Genomic DNA, 16432 nt, shown 5'->3' with positions numbered 1-16432 from the left:
TGTCCAGTATCACTGATCCGTGCCGGGAAGCTGGCGCGCGGCGTCATTTGCGCCAGCGCGCGGTGTCATTTGCGCCAGCGACGGGACAACCGCTTGCTGATGGTGGAAAAGCCTGCGGGCTGATTACCGACGGAACCGTCGGCGTTTTCCGAATTGGGTCCGGTGGTCGGACTGTTGCACGAGGGAATCTGACTGAGAAGTCCCACCAGGGACAACGGCATCGTCATCTCGCCGCTTCGACGCAGCGCACCACGTGCCTGCTGCTGAGCATCGACGGCCGCAGCGCACTCGGCGCAGATCGAGATGTGATGCGAGGCCCGCAAGTAGGCCTGCATTCGGAGTTCTCCGTCGACGTAGGCAGCGATTGCCTCGCTGGCCAGATGTTCGGTCGAACCGAACTGGCGATGTGCCCGCGCCTCCGTCATTCGTCCCTCCAGGTGATTGACCACGTCCCGCTCTGTAGCTCGAACCCGACCGTCAGAAACCGACGAGTTCGGATTCGGCTGCGCGCTGCGCTGCCAGATGATCACGAATCGCCTGTCGCCCACGATGGATACGGCTACGAACCGTTCCGAGCTTCACTCCCAGTGTGGCACCGATTTCCTCGTACGACAGACCTTCGATGTCACAAAGCACAACAGCGGCGCGAAATTCAGGTGCGAGTGAGTCGAGTGCGGCCTGCAGACCTGCGTCGAGGCGCGCGTCGTGGTAGATCTGCTCGGGGTCCGGACCGGGTGAGGGAACGCGGTCGTAGTCCTCGGGCAGCGCTTCCATACGGATGCGGTTGCGTCGGCGAACCATGTCGAGGAACAGGTTTGTGGTGATGCGGTGCAGCCAGCCCTCGAAAGTTCCGGGCTGATAATCGGAGAGCGAGCGGAACACCCGAATGAAGGTGTCCTGCGTCAAGTCCTCGGCGTCCTGGGCATCGCCTGACAACCGGTAGGCCAGGCGGTACACCCGGTCACCGTGCTGACGCACGAGTTCGTCCCAAGACGGCATGGAGGACTTCTCACCAGTTGCATCGAACACAGCAGTGCCGATCAATTCGGAATCCACAGCCGATTCCGTCGTCAAAACTTCCGACTCTCGAGGGCGAGGCTCGTCGTTGACCTGGTAAATAAGTTGATCCTCCTGCTCGGGATCGCGTAGTTCGATCACCGCGTTGTCCGAATCACGTAATGCGCGATATTCGGGAGAACCAGCCGTTGCTGTGATTTGTTCCCGATCACCGAGCTGCGAAAGACCAACTTGGTAAAAATCGATACCGCCGTGCGATCTTCGATCCGGCGATGTATACACCTTTTCTCATCGCGGTGTGCACGCCATATGAGGAGCCTGAGGGATTCCTGAGAATCCTGGTGACTGCGCGCCTTGCAGCGACAATCCGAACCGCCCGATAACCTCATGAGCGTGACCCACGCCGAACAGATACTCCGCCACGTCGAGGACGTAGTTTCCGAGGACGAGATTTTGACCGCGGCGCGAGATCGAGCGCTGGATCTCGGAGCCCATCCGGTGACGCCCGCCGTCGGTGCGACGCTCGCGATGTTCGCGAGGATGCTCGACGCGAAGACGGCCGTCGAGGTGGGTACCGGAGCCGGCGTGAGCAGCCTGTGGCTTCTGCACGGAATGCGCGACGACGGCGTCCTGACCACGATCGACAGTGAACCCGAACACCAGCGGGCGGCCAAGCTGACCTTCCGCGAAAGCGGAATCGCTCCGGCACGCACTCGCCTGATCAACGGACGGGCTCTCGACGTACTTCCCCGGCTCGCAGACGGCGGCTACGACCTGGTGTTCGTCGACTGCGCCGCGATCGACCACCCCCACTACGTCCGCGAAGGTGTCCGCCTGCTGCGCTCCGGCGGTGTCATCGTTCTGCACAACGCCCTGGCCGACGGCCGCGTTGCCGACAGCTCCGCTCGCGACGCGACAACGGTTGCGGTCCGAGAAGCAGCAAAGGCCGTAACCGAGGACGAGCGACTCATTCGAGTCCTCCTCCCCCTCGGCGACGGCCTCCTCTGCGCGAGCAAGCTCTAGATCCAGACGCCCTTACCGATGGCGACGACGCCACCCTGACTGACGGCAAATCGTTCGCGGTCACGTTCGAGATCGACGCCGATGATTTCGCCGTCACCGACCACGACGTTCTTGTCGAGGATCGCGCGCCGCACGACGGCGCCCTTGCCGATGCGCACACCCGGCATCAGCACGCTGCCCTCGACGGTCGCACCGTCCTCGATCATCACGTTGGAACTGAGTACCGAATTGCGCACGGTCGCCGCGGACAGGATCGACCCCGCACCGACCACTGATTCCTGAGCGAGTCCGCCCTTCACGAACTTGGCGGGCGCGAGATTCTCGGTGGCGCCGCGGATGGGCCAGCGACGGTTGTAGAGATTGAAGATCGGGTGCACCGACACGAGGTCCATGTGAGCGTCGTAGAAGGCGTCGAGGGTACCGACGTCACGCCAGTAACCGCGGTCTCGATCGGTAGCGCCGGGAACGACGTTGTCCTTGAAGTCGTAGACCGACGCCTCACCCGCCGCGACCAAGGCGGGAATGATGTCTCCGCCCATGTCGTGGTCGGAATCGGAGTTCTCGGAATCAGCCCGGATGGCGTCCACGAGCACTTTGGTGGTGAACACATAGTTACCCATGGACGCGAACGTGGAATTTGGGTCGTCCGGTGTGCCGGGAGGATGGGCGGGCTTTTCCAGGAACTGCGTGATGCGTCCGGACTCGTCACTGTCGATGCAGCCGAAAGCGAAAGCCTCACTTCGCGGTACACGAATACCCGCGACCGTCACGCCTGCCCCGGATTCGATGTGGTGCTGCACCATCTGTTCCGGATCCATCCGGTACACGTGGTCGGCACCGAAAACCACGATGTACTCGGGGTCCTCGTCGTAAACGAGATTGAGCGACTGCAGGATTGCGTCGGCGCTGCCGGTGTACCAGCGCGGCCCGAGCCGCTGCTGGGCCGGCACCGGAGTGATGTACTCACCCGCGAACCCGGACAATCGCCACGTCTGCGAAATGTGACGGTCGAGTGAATGTGACTTGTATTGCGTCAACACACAAATACGCAGATATCCCGCGTTGACAAGGTTGCTCAACACGAAGTCGATAAGTCGATATGCACCTCCGAAGGGCACTGCGGGCTTCGCTCTGTCCGCGGTCAGCGGATACAAGCGTTTGCCCTCGCCCCCGGCGAGCACGATTCCAAGCACATGCGGCTGGCTTCTCACACCGCTAACCTATCCGCACTGGTGAACTCCCGCTAGCGAAGCAGTCCGAGAGGTCCGATCGTGTCCCCCTCCGAACGGTCGGGGATAACGCGATCGGTAGCCGGATCGACCACGGGCGGTTAGGTTTAGCGCGTGCGAGTCGCAATGATGACCAAGGAATACCCGCCGGAGATCTACGGCGGTGCAGGAGTACACGTAACCGAGCTCGTCGCTCAGATGAAGCGGTTGTGCGAGGTCGACGTGCACTGCATGGGCGCCCCGCGCGAAGGCGCGATCGTCCACTCTCCCGACCCCGCTCTCGCCGGATCCAACCCAGCCTTGACGACGCTCTCCACCGAGTTGCGGATGGCGGACGCCGCGGCCGGTGTCGACATCGTCCACTCCCACACCTGGTACACCGGACTGGCCGGGCATCTCGCGTCGGCTCTCTACGACGTGCCGCACATCCTCACCGCGCACTCACTCGAGCCCAGACGCCCGTGGAAGGCCGAACAGCTAGGCGGCGGCTATCGGATCTCGTCGTGGTCCGAACGCAACGCCGTCGAGCACGCAGACGCGATCATCGCCGTCAGCTCAGGTATGCGACTCGACGTCCTCGACGCGTACCCCGCTGTCGATCCGAGTCGCGTACACGTAGTGCGCAACGGAATCGACACCGAGGTATGGCATCCCGGGGGATCTGCGCCGGGAGCGCCGTCCGCACTCGCGTCGATCGGCGTCGACCCCGCAAAACCCATCGTGGCCTTTGTCGGACGGATCACGAGGCAGAAGGGCGTCGGGCACCTCGTCGCGGCAGCACACCACTTCGACCCGGAGATTCAGCTCGTGCTGTGCGCCGGCGCTCCCGATACGCCGGAGATCGCCGCCGAAACGGAGAAGGCAGTGGCCGAACTCGCCAGACATCGGGGCAATGTCTACTGGGTGCGCGAGATGCTCCCGACCGAGCAGATCAGGGAAATACTCTCGGCAGCAACCGTATTCGTCTGCCCTTCGGTGTACGAGCCCCTCGGAATCGTCAATCTCGAAGCCATGGCGTGTGAGACCGCCGTGGTCGCTTCCGATGTCGGCGGTATCCCCGAGGTGGTCGCCGACGGCGTCACCGGTCGACTCGTGCACTACAACGCCTACGAGCCGAACGCATTCGAGGAATCACTCGCTGCCACCGTCAATGCCGTTGTCGCCGACCGAGAAGGCGCCGACGCGATGGGTCGTGCGGGCAGAATCCGTGCTATCGACGAGTTCTCCTGGGCCGAAATCGCCAAGCAGACGCTCGAGGTCTACGCGGACGCCGTCACGAGACGCTGATCCGCGTCAGATCTTGCGATAGGTCGAGACCGTCGCCGACGCGGTGACGGTGCTCGGCTGCGGCAGCTTCGCCACGGCGGCAGCCAGATCGGCGGGCGTCAGGTGCCTCGCCGACGGTCCCATCCCCACCAAGTCGAGGACGTCCTGGTGTGAGAGTGACATCGTGAACTCGACCTCGTCGCTGCTCACGCGCTCGAACAAGCCGGCCATCGACGATTCGAGACGTTCCACCTTGCGATCGTCGACCTTGACCATCTCGAGAATGTCGATCAGCTCGCGCAGATGCCTGTCGGTGGGCGTCAGGACCACCAGAACGCCGTCATCGGCGAGAACTCGATGGGACTGCGGACCGTTGCGTGGAGCGAACACACAGAGCACGTGGGAGAGCACTCCGTCTCGAATCGGAAGTGGTTGCCAGACGTCCGCGACGATCGAGCCGATCCTTTCGTGGATCTTCGCCGCTCGCCGTGCCGCGAACTTGGACACGTCCAAGGCTATTGCCCGAGAATCAGGCAGCGAATCCACGACGTGTGCGAGGTATTGTCCTGTGCCTGCACCGATTTCGACGATCCGCGCAGGATCCGCCCCTGCCGTCGTCGCGCAGGCCCGGGAAACGGCATCCATCAGCGGGCCGAAGTGGCCGGCGCCGAGAAGTCGTGCACGCGCGGCGATCATCTCGGCACTGTCGCCGGTGAACTTCGTGGCACCGCCACTGATCAGGCTCAGGTAACCCTGGCGAGCCACGTCGAATCGATGTCCGCGATCGCACTCGGCGGCGCCGTCCACCAATTCCAGCTCTGCGGCGCACTGCGGACAGGACAGTAGATCGACCACGGCGGCAAGCATTGATCCGTCCTTTCGGCTACCGGCGGTGCGCACACTTCAGGCCCCGTACCGAAACGGATACGGAGCCTGCGTGCAATCACGTGCTGTTGTTCGTACTGCTACAACCTGGACCCGACTAGCTGGTGACGTTCGTGAGTTCCACACCGAGCGCTGCAGCTTCATCCGGGGTCAGCTCGACGACGAGGCGTCCGCCACCCTCGAGTGGAACCCGCATGACGATTCCTCGTCCCTCTTTGGTTGCTTCGAGGGGACCGTCCCCGGTCCGGGGCTTCATGGCCGCCATCCTCTGCTCCCTCCAGATCTGCGCTGCATTGCTCTGCGCCTCGACTAACGGTGCGCCCCGCCAACAATCAGCGAGGCTCGTACCCTCCATTGTTCCCTATGGATGCAGGAACCGGGAATCTGAGTCACATTTAGGGGTGTTCAGTCGACCGTCACACCTGCGCCGGAACCCAGCAATCGGCCACGTGATCGTCGACCATTCCGGTAGCCTGCATGAGCGCATAAGCCGTGGTAGGACCCACAAACTTGAACCCGCGTCGCTTGAGTTCCTTAGCCATGGCAGTCGACTCGGGAGTGACCGCCGGAACCTCTGCAATTGATGTCAGTCGTCTGGTGCGTCGAGGCGGCGAGAACGACCAGAGTAACGAATCGAGGTCCAGATCGGGTGAATTCACGAGCACTCGGGCGTTGGAAATCGTCGCCTCGATCTTCGCGCGATTGCGGACGATCGCGGCATCGGAGAGCAATCTCTCCACATCCGCAACTCCGTACGCTGCGACCTTGTCCGGATCGAACCCGTCGAAGGCTTCGCGGAACGCCTCGCGTTTGCGCAGAATCGTGATCCAAGAAAGCCCCGATTGGAATGCTTCGAGGGCGAGCCGCTCGAACAGTTCGTCGCGCCCGTGCAGCGGACGCCCCCACTCCTCGTCGTGATAGTCGCGGTACAGCGAGTCACCGGGCGTCTCGACCACCCAGCCGCACCGAACCAGTCCGTCTGCCATCAGCCCTGGGAATCCTTCGCTTCGGATTCGGTCTCAGGCGCCTCCTGCGTTGCTTCGGCCTTGGCCGGAGCATCCGCCTTCACCAGAACCTCGGACTTCTCGTCACGGCCCAGTTGCGCACGCAGAGAATCGATTTCCAACCCGAGGCGATGCAGGGCCCAATCCACTTCACTCGCCTTGTATCCACGCAACACCTGCTGAAAACGAAGAGCGTCGACATCCGCCCCGGTGACGTCCTCTGCCGGGAGTACGGTCGCCGTCGTGCCAGGAGGCAGCGGCGGCAGCTCTTCCGAGCGCCCGAACACAGCGCTGGCGGCGAGGAAGATCATCGCGCCGACCAGTGCCATGACAATCAGGTACAGGAGGATCGTCATCATGAACCGATACTCCCATACCCGAGTGTGAGCGGTCAGACCCCCGCGGTGCGCACTATCGAATTCATCGGGGGTCGATCGAGTAGCGAAACCTCAGTGGTCTCGGGCACGAAAGAATCGCCGTCGACCAGGAATTGGGTCAACCCGGCACCCGAATCCTCGATCCCGCACCGCCGGAGCATCGTTCCGATGATCTGCCGGCTCATCACGCCGAGGTCGGCGAGCGGCCGGTTGCGATGCTTGCGCACACCGAGATTGACCTGACCGATCGCCGCCAGCCCCAACGTGTCGTACGTGTCGAGCAGAAGGCCGATCTCGACGCCGTAGCCGGGCGCAAACGGAACAGCCGACAGCAGCTCACGGGTGCCCGCGTATTCACCGCCCAATGGTTGCAGTACCGACGTGAGTTCGGGCCGCAGCGCAGCCAACATGGGCCGCGCAACCAATTCCGTGACTCGTCCGCCGCCGTTGGCGTCCTCCGTGCCGCTCACGCGCAGCGGACGGCGGTAGTAGCCCTTCACCAGATGGATGCCGTCCACCGTGAGCAGCGGCCCCAGCAGTTTGGGCACGAACGCCGGATCGGGATTGATGAGATCGGAGTCGACGAATGCGATCAGATCGCCGGTCGTTGCGGCGACCGAACGCCACAACACCTCACCCTTGCCCGCGGTCGGCGGGATGGACGGGACTGCGCTCTCACGACTGATCACCGTCGCCCCCGCCGCGCGAGCACGCTCGGCGGTACGGTCGGTCGAACCGGAATCGAGAACGATCAGCTCGTCGACCAAACCACCGAGCAACGGATGAATGGTGTCGACCACCGCAGCAACGGTGTCCTCTTCGTTGAGCGCGGGCAACACCACCGAGACGGTTCGGCCACCCTTCGCCCGTTCGAGTTCGGCGACCGTCCAACTCGGATGGTCCCAACTGTTGGCTTCTGCCCATACGCGGGTCGGGCCCGCACCGGTGATGCTCATGCCAGACCTCGAACCGTACGTACCGGGGCACGGCGTCCTTGGATCGCGGCCACCATGTCGACTACTCGACGGGTGGACGCCACCTCGTGAACACGGAACACCCGGGCGCCGCCAGCCGCGGCCATTGCTGTCGCTGCCAATGTTCCCTCCAACCTCTCGGAAAGCTCCACACCAAGAGTCTCCCCGATGAAGTCCTTATTGCTCAGCGCCATCAGCACTGGCCACCCGGTGTTTACAAGAACGTCCACTTTTCGCAACAACTCGAGCCCGTGGAAGGTGTTCTTACCGAAATCGTGAGTGGGATCGATCAGAATCGCGTCACGCGGCACTCCGAGTGCCAGGGCGCGTTCTGCCGCCGACACGACCTCGGTGACCACATCTGTGACGACGTCGTCGTAGCGGACACGGTGCGGGCGGGTGCGCGGAACCGCGCCACCCGTGTGCGAGCAAACGATCCCGGCACCAGTCTCGGCGGCAACCACAACGAGTTCCGGATCCGCACCCGCCCACGTGTCGTTGATCAGGTCGGCGCCTTCGCCGCGTGCCAACCGCGCGACGCCGCTCCGCCAGGTGTCGACGCTGATGATCAGCTCGGGGTACTTGGCTCTGATCGCGGCGACAAACGGAACCACCCGCGTGACCTCTTCGTCGGCGTCGACGAGGTCACCTGGCCCGGCTTTCACTCCCCCGATGTCCACCAGATCGGCGCCCTCGTCGACGGCCCTGTCGACGGCGGCCATCGCTGCCGAATCCGAGAACGTCGCGCCCTGGTCGTAGAAGGAATCGGGAGTGCGGTTGACGATCGCCATCACCAATGCACGGTCGACCGCGACCGGACGCCCACACAGGGTGGGCGCCGGACCTGGCTGCGCGGTCGAACCGGAGAGTGAAGACATGCCACTCATACTGGCATGACGGAACTCGGTCTAGCCCTTGGGTACCGAGCCTGCCGCGACCTTTCCGACGTATTCGTCGTACGAGTCCACGTAACCACCCTCGCGGCCTTCGAGAACGTGCAGAGTGTCGGCGCCGACGTCGTAACCCTCGTTGCGCAATTCCACCTTGCGCGACTTGAAAGTGCTGGTGTGTTCGAGTGAGTCGACGATGCGGATGAACAGCGGGACCGCGTAGTTGGGGAGCTTGCCGTAGAGGTGAGCCGCGACTTCGCTGCCCTCGAAACTCTGACCGTCCCGTAGCTTCACCGCCGCCATGCCCGCGCGACCGTCGGTGCCCGGAATCTCGACGCCGTAGACAACCGCTTCCTCGACGGCCGGGTGCGAACTCAGCGCGCCCTCGACCTCCGTGGTGGCAACGTTCTCACCCTTCCAACGGAAGGTGTCGCCGAGACGGTCGACGAAGGCGACGTGGCCCCATCCCTGCTTGCGCACCAGGTCTCCGGTATCGAACCAGGTGTCGTCGTCCTTGAATCCGCCGCGCACCAGCTTGCTGTTGCTCGCGGCTTCGTCGGTGTAACCGTCGAAAGGCGCTCGGTCGGTGACCTTCGACAGCAGGAGCCCGACCTGACCCGTGGACACCTTGCGAAGGCGACCGTCGGCTCCACGCAACGCTTTTCCGGTGTCCTCGTCGAACTCGACGACGGCGTGCGGCAACGGACAGATCCCGGCCGTCTTGTCGACGTTGAGTGCGTTGACGAACGCGATGTTGCATTCGCTCGCACCGTAGAACTCGGCGACGCGGGGAATGCCGAAGCGCTGGGTGAATTCGGCCCAGATCTCCGGGCGCAGACCGTTACCCACCATCAGCCGAACAGCATTGTCGCTGTCGGTCGGCTTGACCGGCTGGTTGAGCAGATAGCGGCACAGTTCGCCGATGTAGGTGAACGCGGTCGCCTTGTTGAGTGCGATGTCGTCCCAGAACCGCGAGGCGGAGAACTGACGTCCGATCGCGATTGTCGCACCGGACGCGAGCACCGAGGACAACGAGACCGTCAACGCGTTGTTGTGGTAGAGCGGCAGGCAGCAGTACAGAGTGTCCGAGCCGCGCAAGCGCACGCCCATCAACCCGAGGCCCGACATCGACTTCAGCCAACGGAAGTGAGTCATCAAGCTGGCCTTGGGCATTCCCGTGGTACCCGAGGTGAAGATGTAGAACGCCTTCTCCTTCGCGAGCACCTCGGCGGTGACCGCCGGGTTGGCGGCATCAGCCGTCTTCGCCAGATCCGCGAGTTCACTGACGAGAAGTTGCTTCGGTCCGGTAAACCCCGCCGGCAAGGATTCGAGGGCCTCTTCGCACTCGTCGGCGACCACCAGGACGCGCGCGTCGAGCAGCGTAAGGCTGTGTGCCAGAACGTCGTCGCGCTGGTTGTAGTTCAACATGCCCGCAGCCGCGCCGAGTTTGACGGCGGCCAACGCGATCAGCAGGGCTTCGGGGGTGTTCTTTGCCAGCACTCCGACGACGTCTCCGCGATCGACTCCTCGTCCGCGGAGGACGTCGGCGTAGCGGTTCACCAGTTCGTTGGCCTCCGCGTAACTGGTCGCGTGGCCCTCGAACCGGATGAACGGGCGCGACGGGTGCGCGTGCGCGGCCTTCTGGAAGATCAACCCGATCGATTCCTTGGCCGAAGGCTTGCGGGTGAGCCCGGCGGCCCCCCGCGCCAGGATCGGCACCTCGGTGATCATCGACGGCAGTTTTGCCGCCAGATCCAGCAGGCCGACGGTCGAACGGGCTTCCGAACTCATGGCTCCCCTAACACGTATCCGGCGCCCATTCGGCCGCCCAGTCTGCGGCCACCTTACTGCACGGTAATAAAGCCCGCCATGCCCCAGGTCAGGGTTCCACGCAGGCGTCTGATCAGGATCTGACGCACGCGTCGAGCGCAGCCTCGACGTCCGTCCGCACCAACAGAGTGTCCAACGCCTGACGCCCGACGAAGCCGGTCCCGTCGAGCTTGTTCAACCACTCGAGCAGGCCGGTGAAGTGCCCGACGGGATCGAGCATCACCACTGGCTTCTCGTGCATTCCGAGGTAGCCGGCGGTCCACGTCTCGAACAGCTCTTCCAGCGTCCCGATTCCGCCCGGCAGCGTGATGAACGCGTCGGCGTGATCTTCCATCAGCTTCTTGCGCTCGCGCATGGTGTCCGTGACGATCAGCTCGTCGGCATCGACGTCGGCTACTTCCTTGTGCACCAAGGCCTTCGGAATGACGCCGACGGTCCAGGCGCCCGCCGCGCGAGCGGACTCGGCGACAGCGCCCATCATCGAGACGTTGCCACCGCCCGAGACCAACTGCCATCCGCGTCGACCGATCGCGGTTCCCACCTCGGCAGCCAATGCCAGGAACGATTCGTCCACCGGACCCGACGCGCAGTAGACGCAGATCGAGTACTTCTTGTCGGAATCGGTCACCATTCTTCTTCTTTCCCCAGATCTGCGGCCTCGTCGACGCCCTTGTCGGCGTTGAGGACGATTCGTACTGCTTCTTCCACACTGTCGGTGACGTGCAGCAAGTTCACGTCGCCCTCGGAAATCTTGCCGTCACGCTCGAGGGTGCCGCGAATCCAGTCGACGAGTCCGGACCAGTACTCGGTACCGAACAGGACGATCGGGAAGCGCGTGACCTTGTGGGTCTGCACCAAGGTCAGTGCCTCGAACAGCTCGTCGAGTGTTCCGAAGCCACCCGGCAGGCAGATGAATGCCTGGGAGTACTTCACGAACATCGTCTTGCGTGCGAAGAAGTAGCGGAAGTTGATTCCGAGATCCACCCACTCGTTGAGACCCTGCTCGAACGGCAGCTCGATGCCGAGACCGATCGAGTATCCGCCGGCCTCGCTGCAACCGCGGTTGGCAGCTTCCATAACTCCCGGTCCACCGCCGGTGATGACGGCGTATCCGGCTTCGGCCAACGCCGTTCCCAGCTCACGGCCGGATTGGTACTCGGGATGATCGACCGTGGTGCGTGCCGAACCGAACACTGTCACCGCACGCGGGACCTCGGCGAGTGCGCCAAAACCTTCGATGAATTCGCTCTGGATACGCAGCACACGCCACGGATCGGTGTGTACCCAGTCCGTGGGTCCGCGCTTGTCGAGCAAGCGCTGATCGGTCGTGGTCTTCTCGTCCTTGCGCTTGCGTCGAAGCTGAACGGGCCCGCGGTGCTTGATCGACGAGCTCTGCTTCTTCGAAGCCGAATTCTTCTCTGGTGCCATGCGGCAAGGCTAACGGTCAGGCCGACAGATACTTCCTCAGCACGGCCGCGACGTCGGTGATCTGCTGCACCGGAACGTGCTCGTCGCGCTTGTGTGCGAGGTTCGGATCACCCGGTCCGTAGTTCACGGCAGGAATGCCGAGCGCCGAGAACCTGGACACGTCGGTCCACCCGTACTTCGCACGGAACTGACCACCGGCCGCCTCGATCAGGGCGGCAGCGGACGGGTTCGCCAAGCCAGGCAGCGCGCCGGGCGAGGAGTCGGTGACCTCGAATCCGAGGCCCAGACCGTCGAACACTTCGCGCACATGCGCCTCGGCTTGCGCCTCGCTGCGATCGGGCGCGAATCGGAAGTTGACGTCCATCTCGGCTTCGTCCGGGACGACGTTTCCGGCGACCCCGCCAGAAATCCGCACCGCCGACAAACCTTCGCGGTAGCCGCAACCGTCGATGTCGACCGAGCGCGGCTGGTAACTCGACAACCGCTCCAACGCACCGCCGAACTTGTGAATGGCGTTGTCCCCCAGCCAGGACCTGGCCGAATGTGCGCGAGTTCCCGAAGCCGTCAACCGAACCCGCATCGTGCCCTGGCACCCGGCCTCGATGAAACCGGCCGTCGGCTCACCGAGAATTGCGACGTCGGCCGCGAGCCATTCCGGGATCTCGCGTTCGATCCGTCCCAGGCCGTTGAAGGTTGCGGCGATCTCTTCGCAGTCGTAGAAAACCAGGGTCAGATCGTGGGCCAGGTTCTCGATGGTGGCTGCCAGGTGCAGAAAGACCGCATCGCCCGACTTCATGTCCACGGTCCCGCAGCCGTGCAGGATGTCGCCGTCACGCCGCGAAGGGACATTGTCCGCGATGGGCACCGTATCCAGATGTCCGGCGAGCATGACGCGACTGGGCAAACCGCGCGAGGTCCGCGCCAACACGGCGTTGCCGTTGCGGATGATCTCGAAGCCCGAAGTCTGCTCACGCAGCGCATCCTCGACGGCCTGCGCGATGACGGATTCGTCGTGCGAGACGCTGGGGATGTCGACCAGGGCGGCCGTCAAGTCGATGGGGTCCGAAGCAAGATCGAGGATGCTCACACGCACCAGCCTAGGCCGGTGCACCCACCACCCAGTAACCTCTAGTCCCGTGAGCGCACAGGGAGCAACAGCAGTAGGTATCGCCAACGTGACCGCGGACGGAACCGTCCTCGACACCTGGTTCCCGGCACCAGAGCTGGGAACATTCGACAAGACCGGTACCGAGAACGTCGAGGGAACAGACATTCCTTCCGATCTTGCACTGCTGGCAGGCACTGACGACGCTCGCGAGGTCTCGCAGGTCGTCGTCCGCACCACCATCGCCGATCTCTCCAAGGCGCCGGTCGACGCACACGACGTCTACCTGCGCCTCCACCTCCTCTCGCACCGTCTCGTCGCACCCCACGGCGTCAACCTCGACGGCCAGTTCGGCCTGCTCAGCAACGTCGTGTGGACCAACTTCGGCCCGTGCGCCGTCGAAGGCTTCGAGCAAGTTCGCTCACGTCTGCGCATCCGCGGCGTCGTGACCGTGTTCAGCGTCGACAAGTTCCCCCGCATGGTCGACTACGTCGTGCCGTCCGGAGTGCGTATCGGTGACGCGGACCGTGTCCGACTCGGTGCGCACCTCGCCAGCGGAACGACCGTCATGCACGAAGGCTTCGTCAACTTCAACGCCGGCACCCTCGGTAACTCGATGGTCGAAGGCCGCATCTCCGCGGGCGTCGTCGTCGACGACGGATCCGATGTTGGCGGCGGCGCCTCCATCATGGGCACCCTCTCCGGCGGCGGCAAGGAAACCATCTCCCTCGGCAAGCGCTGCCTCCTCGGTGCCAACGCCGGCCTCGGTATTTCACTCGGCGACGACTGCGTCCTCGAAGCGGGCCTCTACGTCACCGCGGGCACGAAGGTCACCGGCCCGGACGGAACCGTCGTCAAGGCCAAGGAACTCAGCGGCAAGTCGAACCTTCTCTTCCGTCGTAACTCGGTCTCGGGTGCCGTCGAGGTCGTGCCGTGGAAGGGCACCGGCGTCGAACTGAACGCTGCTTTGCACGCCAACGACTGATGACTGACACCGACGTCTCCGACGGAACAACCACTGCTCTCGGCCACGGTCTCAAGGTCCGCCATCTGACGATGATGGGCCTGGGCTCGGCCATCGGCGCCGGCCTGTTCCTCGGAACCGGCGTCGGTATCGCCAAGGCCGGCCCGGCCGTCCTGATCTCCTACATCCTTGCGGGCGCCGTCGTGGTGTTCGTGATGCGCATGCTCGGTGAGATGGGAGCTGCGATCCCGGCGAGCGGTTCCTTCTCTCACTACGCGCGCCTGGGGATCGGCGAGTGGGCCGGCTTCGTGATGGGCTGGCTCTACTGGTTCATGCTGATCATGGTGCTGGGCGCCGAGATCACCGGAGCCTCGGCGATCGTGAACGACTGGGTGCCGTCGATCCCGCAATGGGTTGTCGCCCTGGTCTTCGTGGTGTTCTTCGCCGTGGTGAACCTGGCGAAGGTCAGCAACTTCGGTGAGTTCGAGTTCTGGTTCGCCGCAATCAAAGTCACCGTCATCATCGCCTTCCTCGTCATCGGCGTCCTGCTGGTGTTCGGCATCCTCCCCGATACCGATCCGGTCGGTACTAGCAATCTGTTCGGGCAGGGCGGCTTCATGCCCAATGGGTTGTCTGGCATTGCCGCAGGACTGCTCGTCGTGGCGTTCGCCTTCGGTGGGATCGAGATCGTCACCATCGCCGCAGCCGAATCCGAGAATCCGGAACGCTCCATCGCCGTCGCTGTCCGCTCCGTGGTGTGGCGCATCAGCGTCTTCTACATCGGTGCCATCTCCATCATGGTTCTGGTGCTGCCCTGGAACGACCCCGAACTCGAGAGCGGCCCGTTTGTGGCCGTCTTGAACAAGGCGAACATTCCGGGCGTTGCCGGGTTCATGGAACTGGTCGTCGTAGTGGCTTTGCTGTCCGCGTTCAACGCCAACATCTACGGCACCTCTCGGATGGCGTTCTCACTTTCGCGCCGCGGCGACGGACCCGCTTTCATGGCGAAACTGTCGAGCACCGGAGTTCCGACCAATGCCGTTCTGCTGTCGGTGTTCTTCGGCTTCGTCAGCGTCCTGCTCAACTGGCTGCTCCCCGACGACCTGCTCGGCATCCTGCTCAACGCAGTCGGCGCCGCGCTGCTCGTCATCTGGATCTTCATCGTCGTCTCGCATCTGCGACTGCGTAAACAACTCGAAGCGTCGGGCAAGCTGACAGTTCGTATGTGGCTGTTCCCGTATCTGAGCTACGCGACCCTCGCGATGCTTGGCGTCTTCGTCGTCCTCATGCTCTTCGACGCCGATGCCCGTGCACAGTTGATCTCGACCACCGTGTTGTTCCTCGTGATCGCGGCATTGGGTTTCCTGAACGCCCGCTGGCGTAAGCAGAATCAGCCCGCCTGATCCGTGTGCCTATGCATCCCGCCTGTTCACGACGACGATGCTGAGGCCGAATACGACGAGCACGAAGAGGGCGAAGTAGACCAGGCTGCCCCAGGGTCCCCAGTGGAAGTCGACGCTACCGCCGGAACCGAGAAAATTGTTGGCGTTCATGAACGGCAGGAACGGCATGATCTTCTCGCCGATACTTCCGAACAGGTTGAAAAGATTCTCGATCAGCAAGGGCCACAACAGCAGTAATGCGATCGCACCTGCAGACTGCCGGAGCAACGCGCCCACTCCTACGGCTAGAACTACGCAGAAGAACGCGTAGATCGGTGTTCCGTAGACGACCCGCCAGTTATCGTCGCCAGACAGAGTCAGGAATCTTCCGGCGTCACCTGATGTGGCCTTCGTGAGAGCGAAAGCGCCGAACGACAATACGAGAGTCAGTACCGCTCCGAAACCACCGATGAGGCCCGCTTTGGCGATGAGCACCGAAGCGCGGTTCGGAACTGCCTGGAAGGTGGTGCGGATGGTCCCGAAGCGATATTCGCTGGTGATCGCGAGAGCCGCCATGATCATCAGAACCAACACACCGAAGCCGGTCACCCCACTGAGTGCCCCCGACACTGTCGGCATCATTGCACCGTTGGGGCTGCTGAGCGACGACTTGGCGCTGAGTCCGAAAGCTGTGGCGAGTCCCAGCCCGAGCACGATGATGATGATCGTGCACCACAACGGTGATTTGGTCGTGGTGATCTTGATACGTTCAGCACTGAGAACAGCCATTACAGTGCACCTCCCATAGCCTGCTGTGTGTATGCGTTCTGAGTTTCGGGGACTGCTTCGATACCGGATGCGTGGTACTGGACATCGTCTCCGGTCAACTTCATGAACGCATCCTCGAGCGACCCCTGCTGGGACGCCAACTCGTGCAACACGATTCCCTGCGAACCAGCCAGACCCCCGATCACATCAGTGGTCGAATCCACGACCACCAACGCCGGCGCAACACCGGAACCGTCCTCACGCACCGTCAACCCCTGCGAGAGCAACAC

Annotated in this window: 18 protein-coding genes and 1 pseudogene; 4 read left to right on the top strand and 15 right to left on the bottom strand. The window is 63.3% G+C overall.

The features are described from left to right. Positions 1 to 65: 65 nt before the first annotated feature. Together B0E55_RS27990 and sigE are read right to left on the bottom strand one after the other, a co-directional pair. Positions 66 to 425 carry a hypothetical protein gene (locus B0E55_RS27990; protein ID WP_020970204.1) on the bottom strand — a complete coding sequence of 120 codons (360 nt, stop codon included), beginning with the start codon at positions 423 to 425 and terminating at the stop codon, positions 66 to 68. 52 nt (positions 426 to 477) lie between these two features. After that, the gene (gene sigE, locus B0E55_RS27985) at positions 478 to 1074 is read right to left on the bottom strand and encodes an RNA polymerase sigma factor SigE (RefSeq protein WP_029255812.1); all 597 of its coding nucleotides are present in this window, start codon (positions 1072 to 1074) and stop codon (positions 478 to 480) included. 330 nt (positions 1075 to 1404) lie between these two features. Here sigE and B0E55_RS27980 point away from each other — a divergent pair, with 330 nt between their 5' ends. Continuing rightward, entirely contained in the window at positions 1405 to 2040 is a 636-nt protein-coding gene (locus B0E55_RS27980) for an O-methyltransferase (RefSeq protein WP_007736091.1), read from the top strand. Here the strand turns inward: B0E55_RS27980 and glgC are convergent. After that, positions 2037 to 3251: a glucose-1-phosphate adenylyltransferase gene (glgC, locus tag B0E55_RS27975; RefSeq protein WP_003945185.1), complete on the bottom strand. Its 1215-nt coding sequence runs from the start codon at positions 3249 to 3251 to the stop codon at positions 2037 to 2039. The two genes, B0E55_RS27980 and glgC, sit on opposite strands and share 4 nt — an antisense overlap. A 132-nt stretch (positions 3252 to 3383) precedes the next feature. Here glgC and glgA point away from each other — a divergent pair, with 132 nt between their 5' ends. Further along, on the top strand, positions 3384 to 4556 hold the full coding sequence (gene glgA / locus B0E55_RS27970; RefSeq protein WP_070386685.1) for a glycogen synthase: 1173 nt from the start codon (positions 3384 to 3386) through the stop codon (positions 4554 to 4556). A gap of 6 nt (positions 4557 to 4562) precedes the next feature. On the opposite strand, the gene B0E55_RS27965 is transcribed toward glgA, so the two are convergent. From B0E55_RS27965 to dapE, 10 genes are all read right to left on the bottom strand, one after another. Next, complete coding sequence (locus B0E55_RS27965; RefSeq protein WP_080910923.1) at positions 4563 to 5402, bottom strand: putative RNA methyltransferase; 840 nt, start codon at positions 5400 to 5402, stop codon at positions 4563 to 4565. 115 nt (positions 5403 to 5517) lie between these two features. Next, positions 5518 to 5685, bottom strand: coding sequence for a DUF3117 domain-containing protein (locus tag B0E55_RS27960; protein WP_003945169.1), 168 nt, complete (start codon positions 5683 to 5685; stop codon positions 5518 to 5520). Positions 5686 to 5836: 151 nt separating this feature from the next. Next, entirely contained in the window at positions 5837 to 6406 is a 570-nt protein-coding gene (locus tag B0E55_RS27955) for a DNA-3-methyladenine glycosylase I (RefSeq protein ID WP_019749361.1), read from the bottom strand. After that, complete coding sequence (locus tag B0E55_RS27950; RefSeq protein WP_019749362.1) at positions 6406 to 6783, bottom strand: DivIVA domain-containing protein; 378 nt, start codon at positions 6781 to 6783, stop codon at positions 6406 to 6408. The genes B0E55_RS27955 and B0E55_RS27950 overlap by 1 nt, the downstream gene beginning before the upstream one ends. Before the next feature lie 32 nt (positions 6784 to 6815). Further along, positions 6816 to 7757, bottom strand: a complete 942-nt coding sequence (locus B0E55_RS27945; protein ID WP_019749363.1) for a glucosyl-3-phosphoglycerate synthase — start codon at positions 7755 to 7757, stop codon at positions 6816 to 6818. Further along, positions 7754 to 8653 carry a dihydropteroate synthase gene (gene folP / locus B0E55_RS27940; RefSeq protein WP_108912747.1) on the bottom strand — a complete coding sequence of 300 codons (900 nt, stop codon included), beginning with the start codon at positions 8651 to 8653 and terminating at the stop codon, positions 7754 to 7756. Before folP ends, B0E55_RS27945 begins: the two co-directional genes overlap by 4 nt. A 30-nt stretch (positions 8654 to 8683) precedes the next feature. Next, the gene (locus B0E55_RS27935; protein WP_019749365.1) at positions 8684 to 10456 is read right to left on the bottom strand and encodes a long-chain-acyl-CoA synthetase; all 1773 of its coding nucleotides are present in this window, start codon (positions 10454 to 10456) and stop codon (positions 8684 to 8686) included. A 112-nt stretch (positions 10457 to 10568) separates the two neighbouring features. After that, positions 10569 to 11126 (bottom strand): TIGR00730 family Rossman fold protein, encoded by a 558-nt coding sequence (locus tag B0E55_RS27930; protein ID WP_020908470.1) that lies wholly within the window; start codon positions 11124 to 11126, stop codon positions 10569 to 10571. Then, positions 11120 to 11923, bottom strand: coding sequence for a TIGR00730 family Rossman fold protein (locus tag B0E55_RS27925; RefSeq protein ID WP_003945176.1), 804 nt, complete (start codon positions 11921 to 11923; stop codon positions 11120 to 11122). The genes B0E55_RS27930 and B0E55_RS27925 overlap by 7 nt, the downstream gene beginning before the upstream one ends. Before the next feature lie 16 nt (positions 11924 to 11939). After that, positions 11940 to 13010 carry a succinyl-diaminopimelate desuccinylase gene (gene dapE, locus B0E55_RS27920; RefSeq protein ID WP_179154702.1) on the bottom strand — a complete coding sequence of 357 codons (1071 nt, stop codon included), beginning with the start codon at positions 13008 to 13010 and terminating at the stop codon, positions 11940 to 11942. Between the two features lie 49 nt (positions 13011 to 13059). Here dapE and dapD point away from each other — a divergent pair, with 49 nt between their 5' ends. Both dapD and B0E55_RS27910 read left to right on the top strand, forming a co-directional pair. Next, entirely contained in the window at positions 13060 to 14013 is a 954-nt protein-coding gene (dapD, locus tag B0E55_RS27915) for a 2,3,4,5-tetrahydropyridine-2,6-dicarboxylate N-succinyltransferase (RefSeq protein WP_019749368.1), read from the top strand. After that, complete coding sequence (locus tag B0E55_RS27910; protein WP_020908472.1) at positions 14013 to 15395, top strand: amino acid permease; 1383 nt, start codon at positions 14013 to 14015, stop codon at positions 15393 to 15395. Before dapD ends, B0E55_RS27910 begins: the two co-directional genes overlap by 1 nt. 9 nt (positions 15396 to 15404) lie before the next feature. On the opposite strand, the gene B0E55_RS27905 is transcribed toward B0E55_RS27910, so the two are convergent. Both B0E55_RS27905 and B0E55_RS27900 read right to left on the bottom strand, forming a co-directional pair. Beyond that, the gene (locus B0E55_RS27905; protein WP_029255815.1) at positions 15405 to 16163 is read right to left on the bottom strand and encodes an ABC transporter permease; all 759 of its coding nucleotides are present in this window, start codon (positions 16161 to 16163) and stop codon (positions 15405 to 15407) included. Beyond that, a pseudogene (locus B0E55_RS27900) lies at positions 16163 to 16432 on the bottom strand (ABC transporter ATP-binding protein); the annotation flags it as partial. The pseudogene B0E55_RS27900 and the gene B0E55_RS27905, both read right to left, overlap by 1 nt.

The organism is Rhodococcus sp. 66b, assembly GCF_002076325.1.
Classification (GTDB): domain Bacteria; phylum Actinomycetota; class Actinomycetes; order Mycobacteriales; family Mycobacteriaceae; genus Rhodococcus_F; species Rhodococcus_F erythropolis.
Note: the sequence above shows the minus strand (reverse complement) of the source record. Positions and strands in the feature narration are given on the sequence as shown.

Coding starts and splice junctions, on each gene's coding strand:
- B0E55_RS27990 (WP_020970204.1), bottom strand. CDS start 425: ATGACGGAGGCGCGGGCACATCGCCAGTTCGGTTCGACCGAACATCTG.
- B0E55_RS27980 (WP_007736091.1), top strand. CDS start 1,405: ATGAGCGTGACCCACGCCGAACAGATACTCCGCCACGTCGAGGACGTA.
- B0E55_RS27965 (WP_080910923.1), bottom strand. CDS start 5,402: ATGCTTGCCGCCGTGGTCGATCTACTGTCCTGTCCGCAGTGCGCCGCA.
- B0E55_RS27960 (WP_003945169.1), bottom strand. CDS start 5,685: ATGGCGGCCATGAAGCCCCGGACCGGGGACGGTCCCCTCGAAGCAACC.
- B0E55_RS27955 (WP_019749361.1), bottom strand. CDS start 6,406: ATGGCAGACGGACTGGTTCGGTGCGGCTGGGTGGTCGAGACGCCCGGT.
- B0E55_RS27950 (WP_019749362.1), bottom strand. CDS start 6,783: ATGATGACGATCCTCCTGTACCTGATTGTCATGGCACTGGTCGGCGCG.
- B0E55_RS27945 (WP_019749363.1), bottom strand. CDS start 7,757: ATGAGCATCACCGGTGCGGGCCCGACCCGCGTATGGGCAGAAGCCAAC.
- folP (WP_108912747.1), bottom strand. CDS start 8,653: ATGTCTTCACTCTCCGGTTCGACCGCGCAGCCAGGTCCGGCGCCCACC.
- B0E55_RS27935 (WP_019749365.1), bottom strand. CDS start 10,456: ATGAGTTCGGAAGCCCGTTCGACCGTCGGCCTGCTGGATCTGGCGGCA.
- B0E55_RS27930 (WP_020908470.1), bottom strand. CDS start 11,126: ATGGTGACCGATTCCGACAAGAAGTACTCGATCTGCGTCTACTGCGCG.
- B0E55_RS27925 (WP_003945176.1), bottom strand. CDS start 11,923: ATGGCACCAGAGAAGAATTCGGCTTCGAAGAAGCAGAGCTCGTCGATC.
- B0E55_RS27910 (WP_020908472.1), top strand. CDS start 14,013: ATGACTGACACCGACGTCTCCGACGGAACAACCACTGCTCTCGGCCAC.
- B0E55_RS27905 (WP_029255815.1), bottom strand. CDS start 16,163: ATGGCTGTTCTCAGTGCTGAACGTATCAAGATCACCACGACCAAATCA.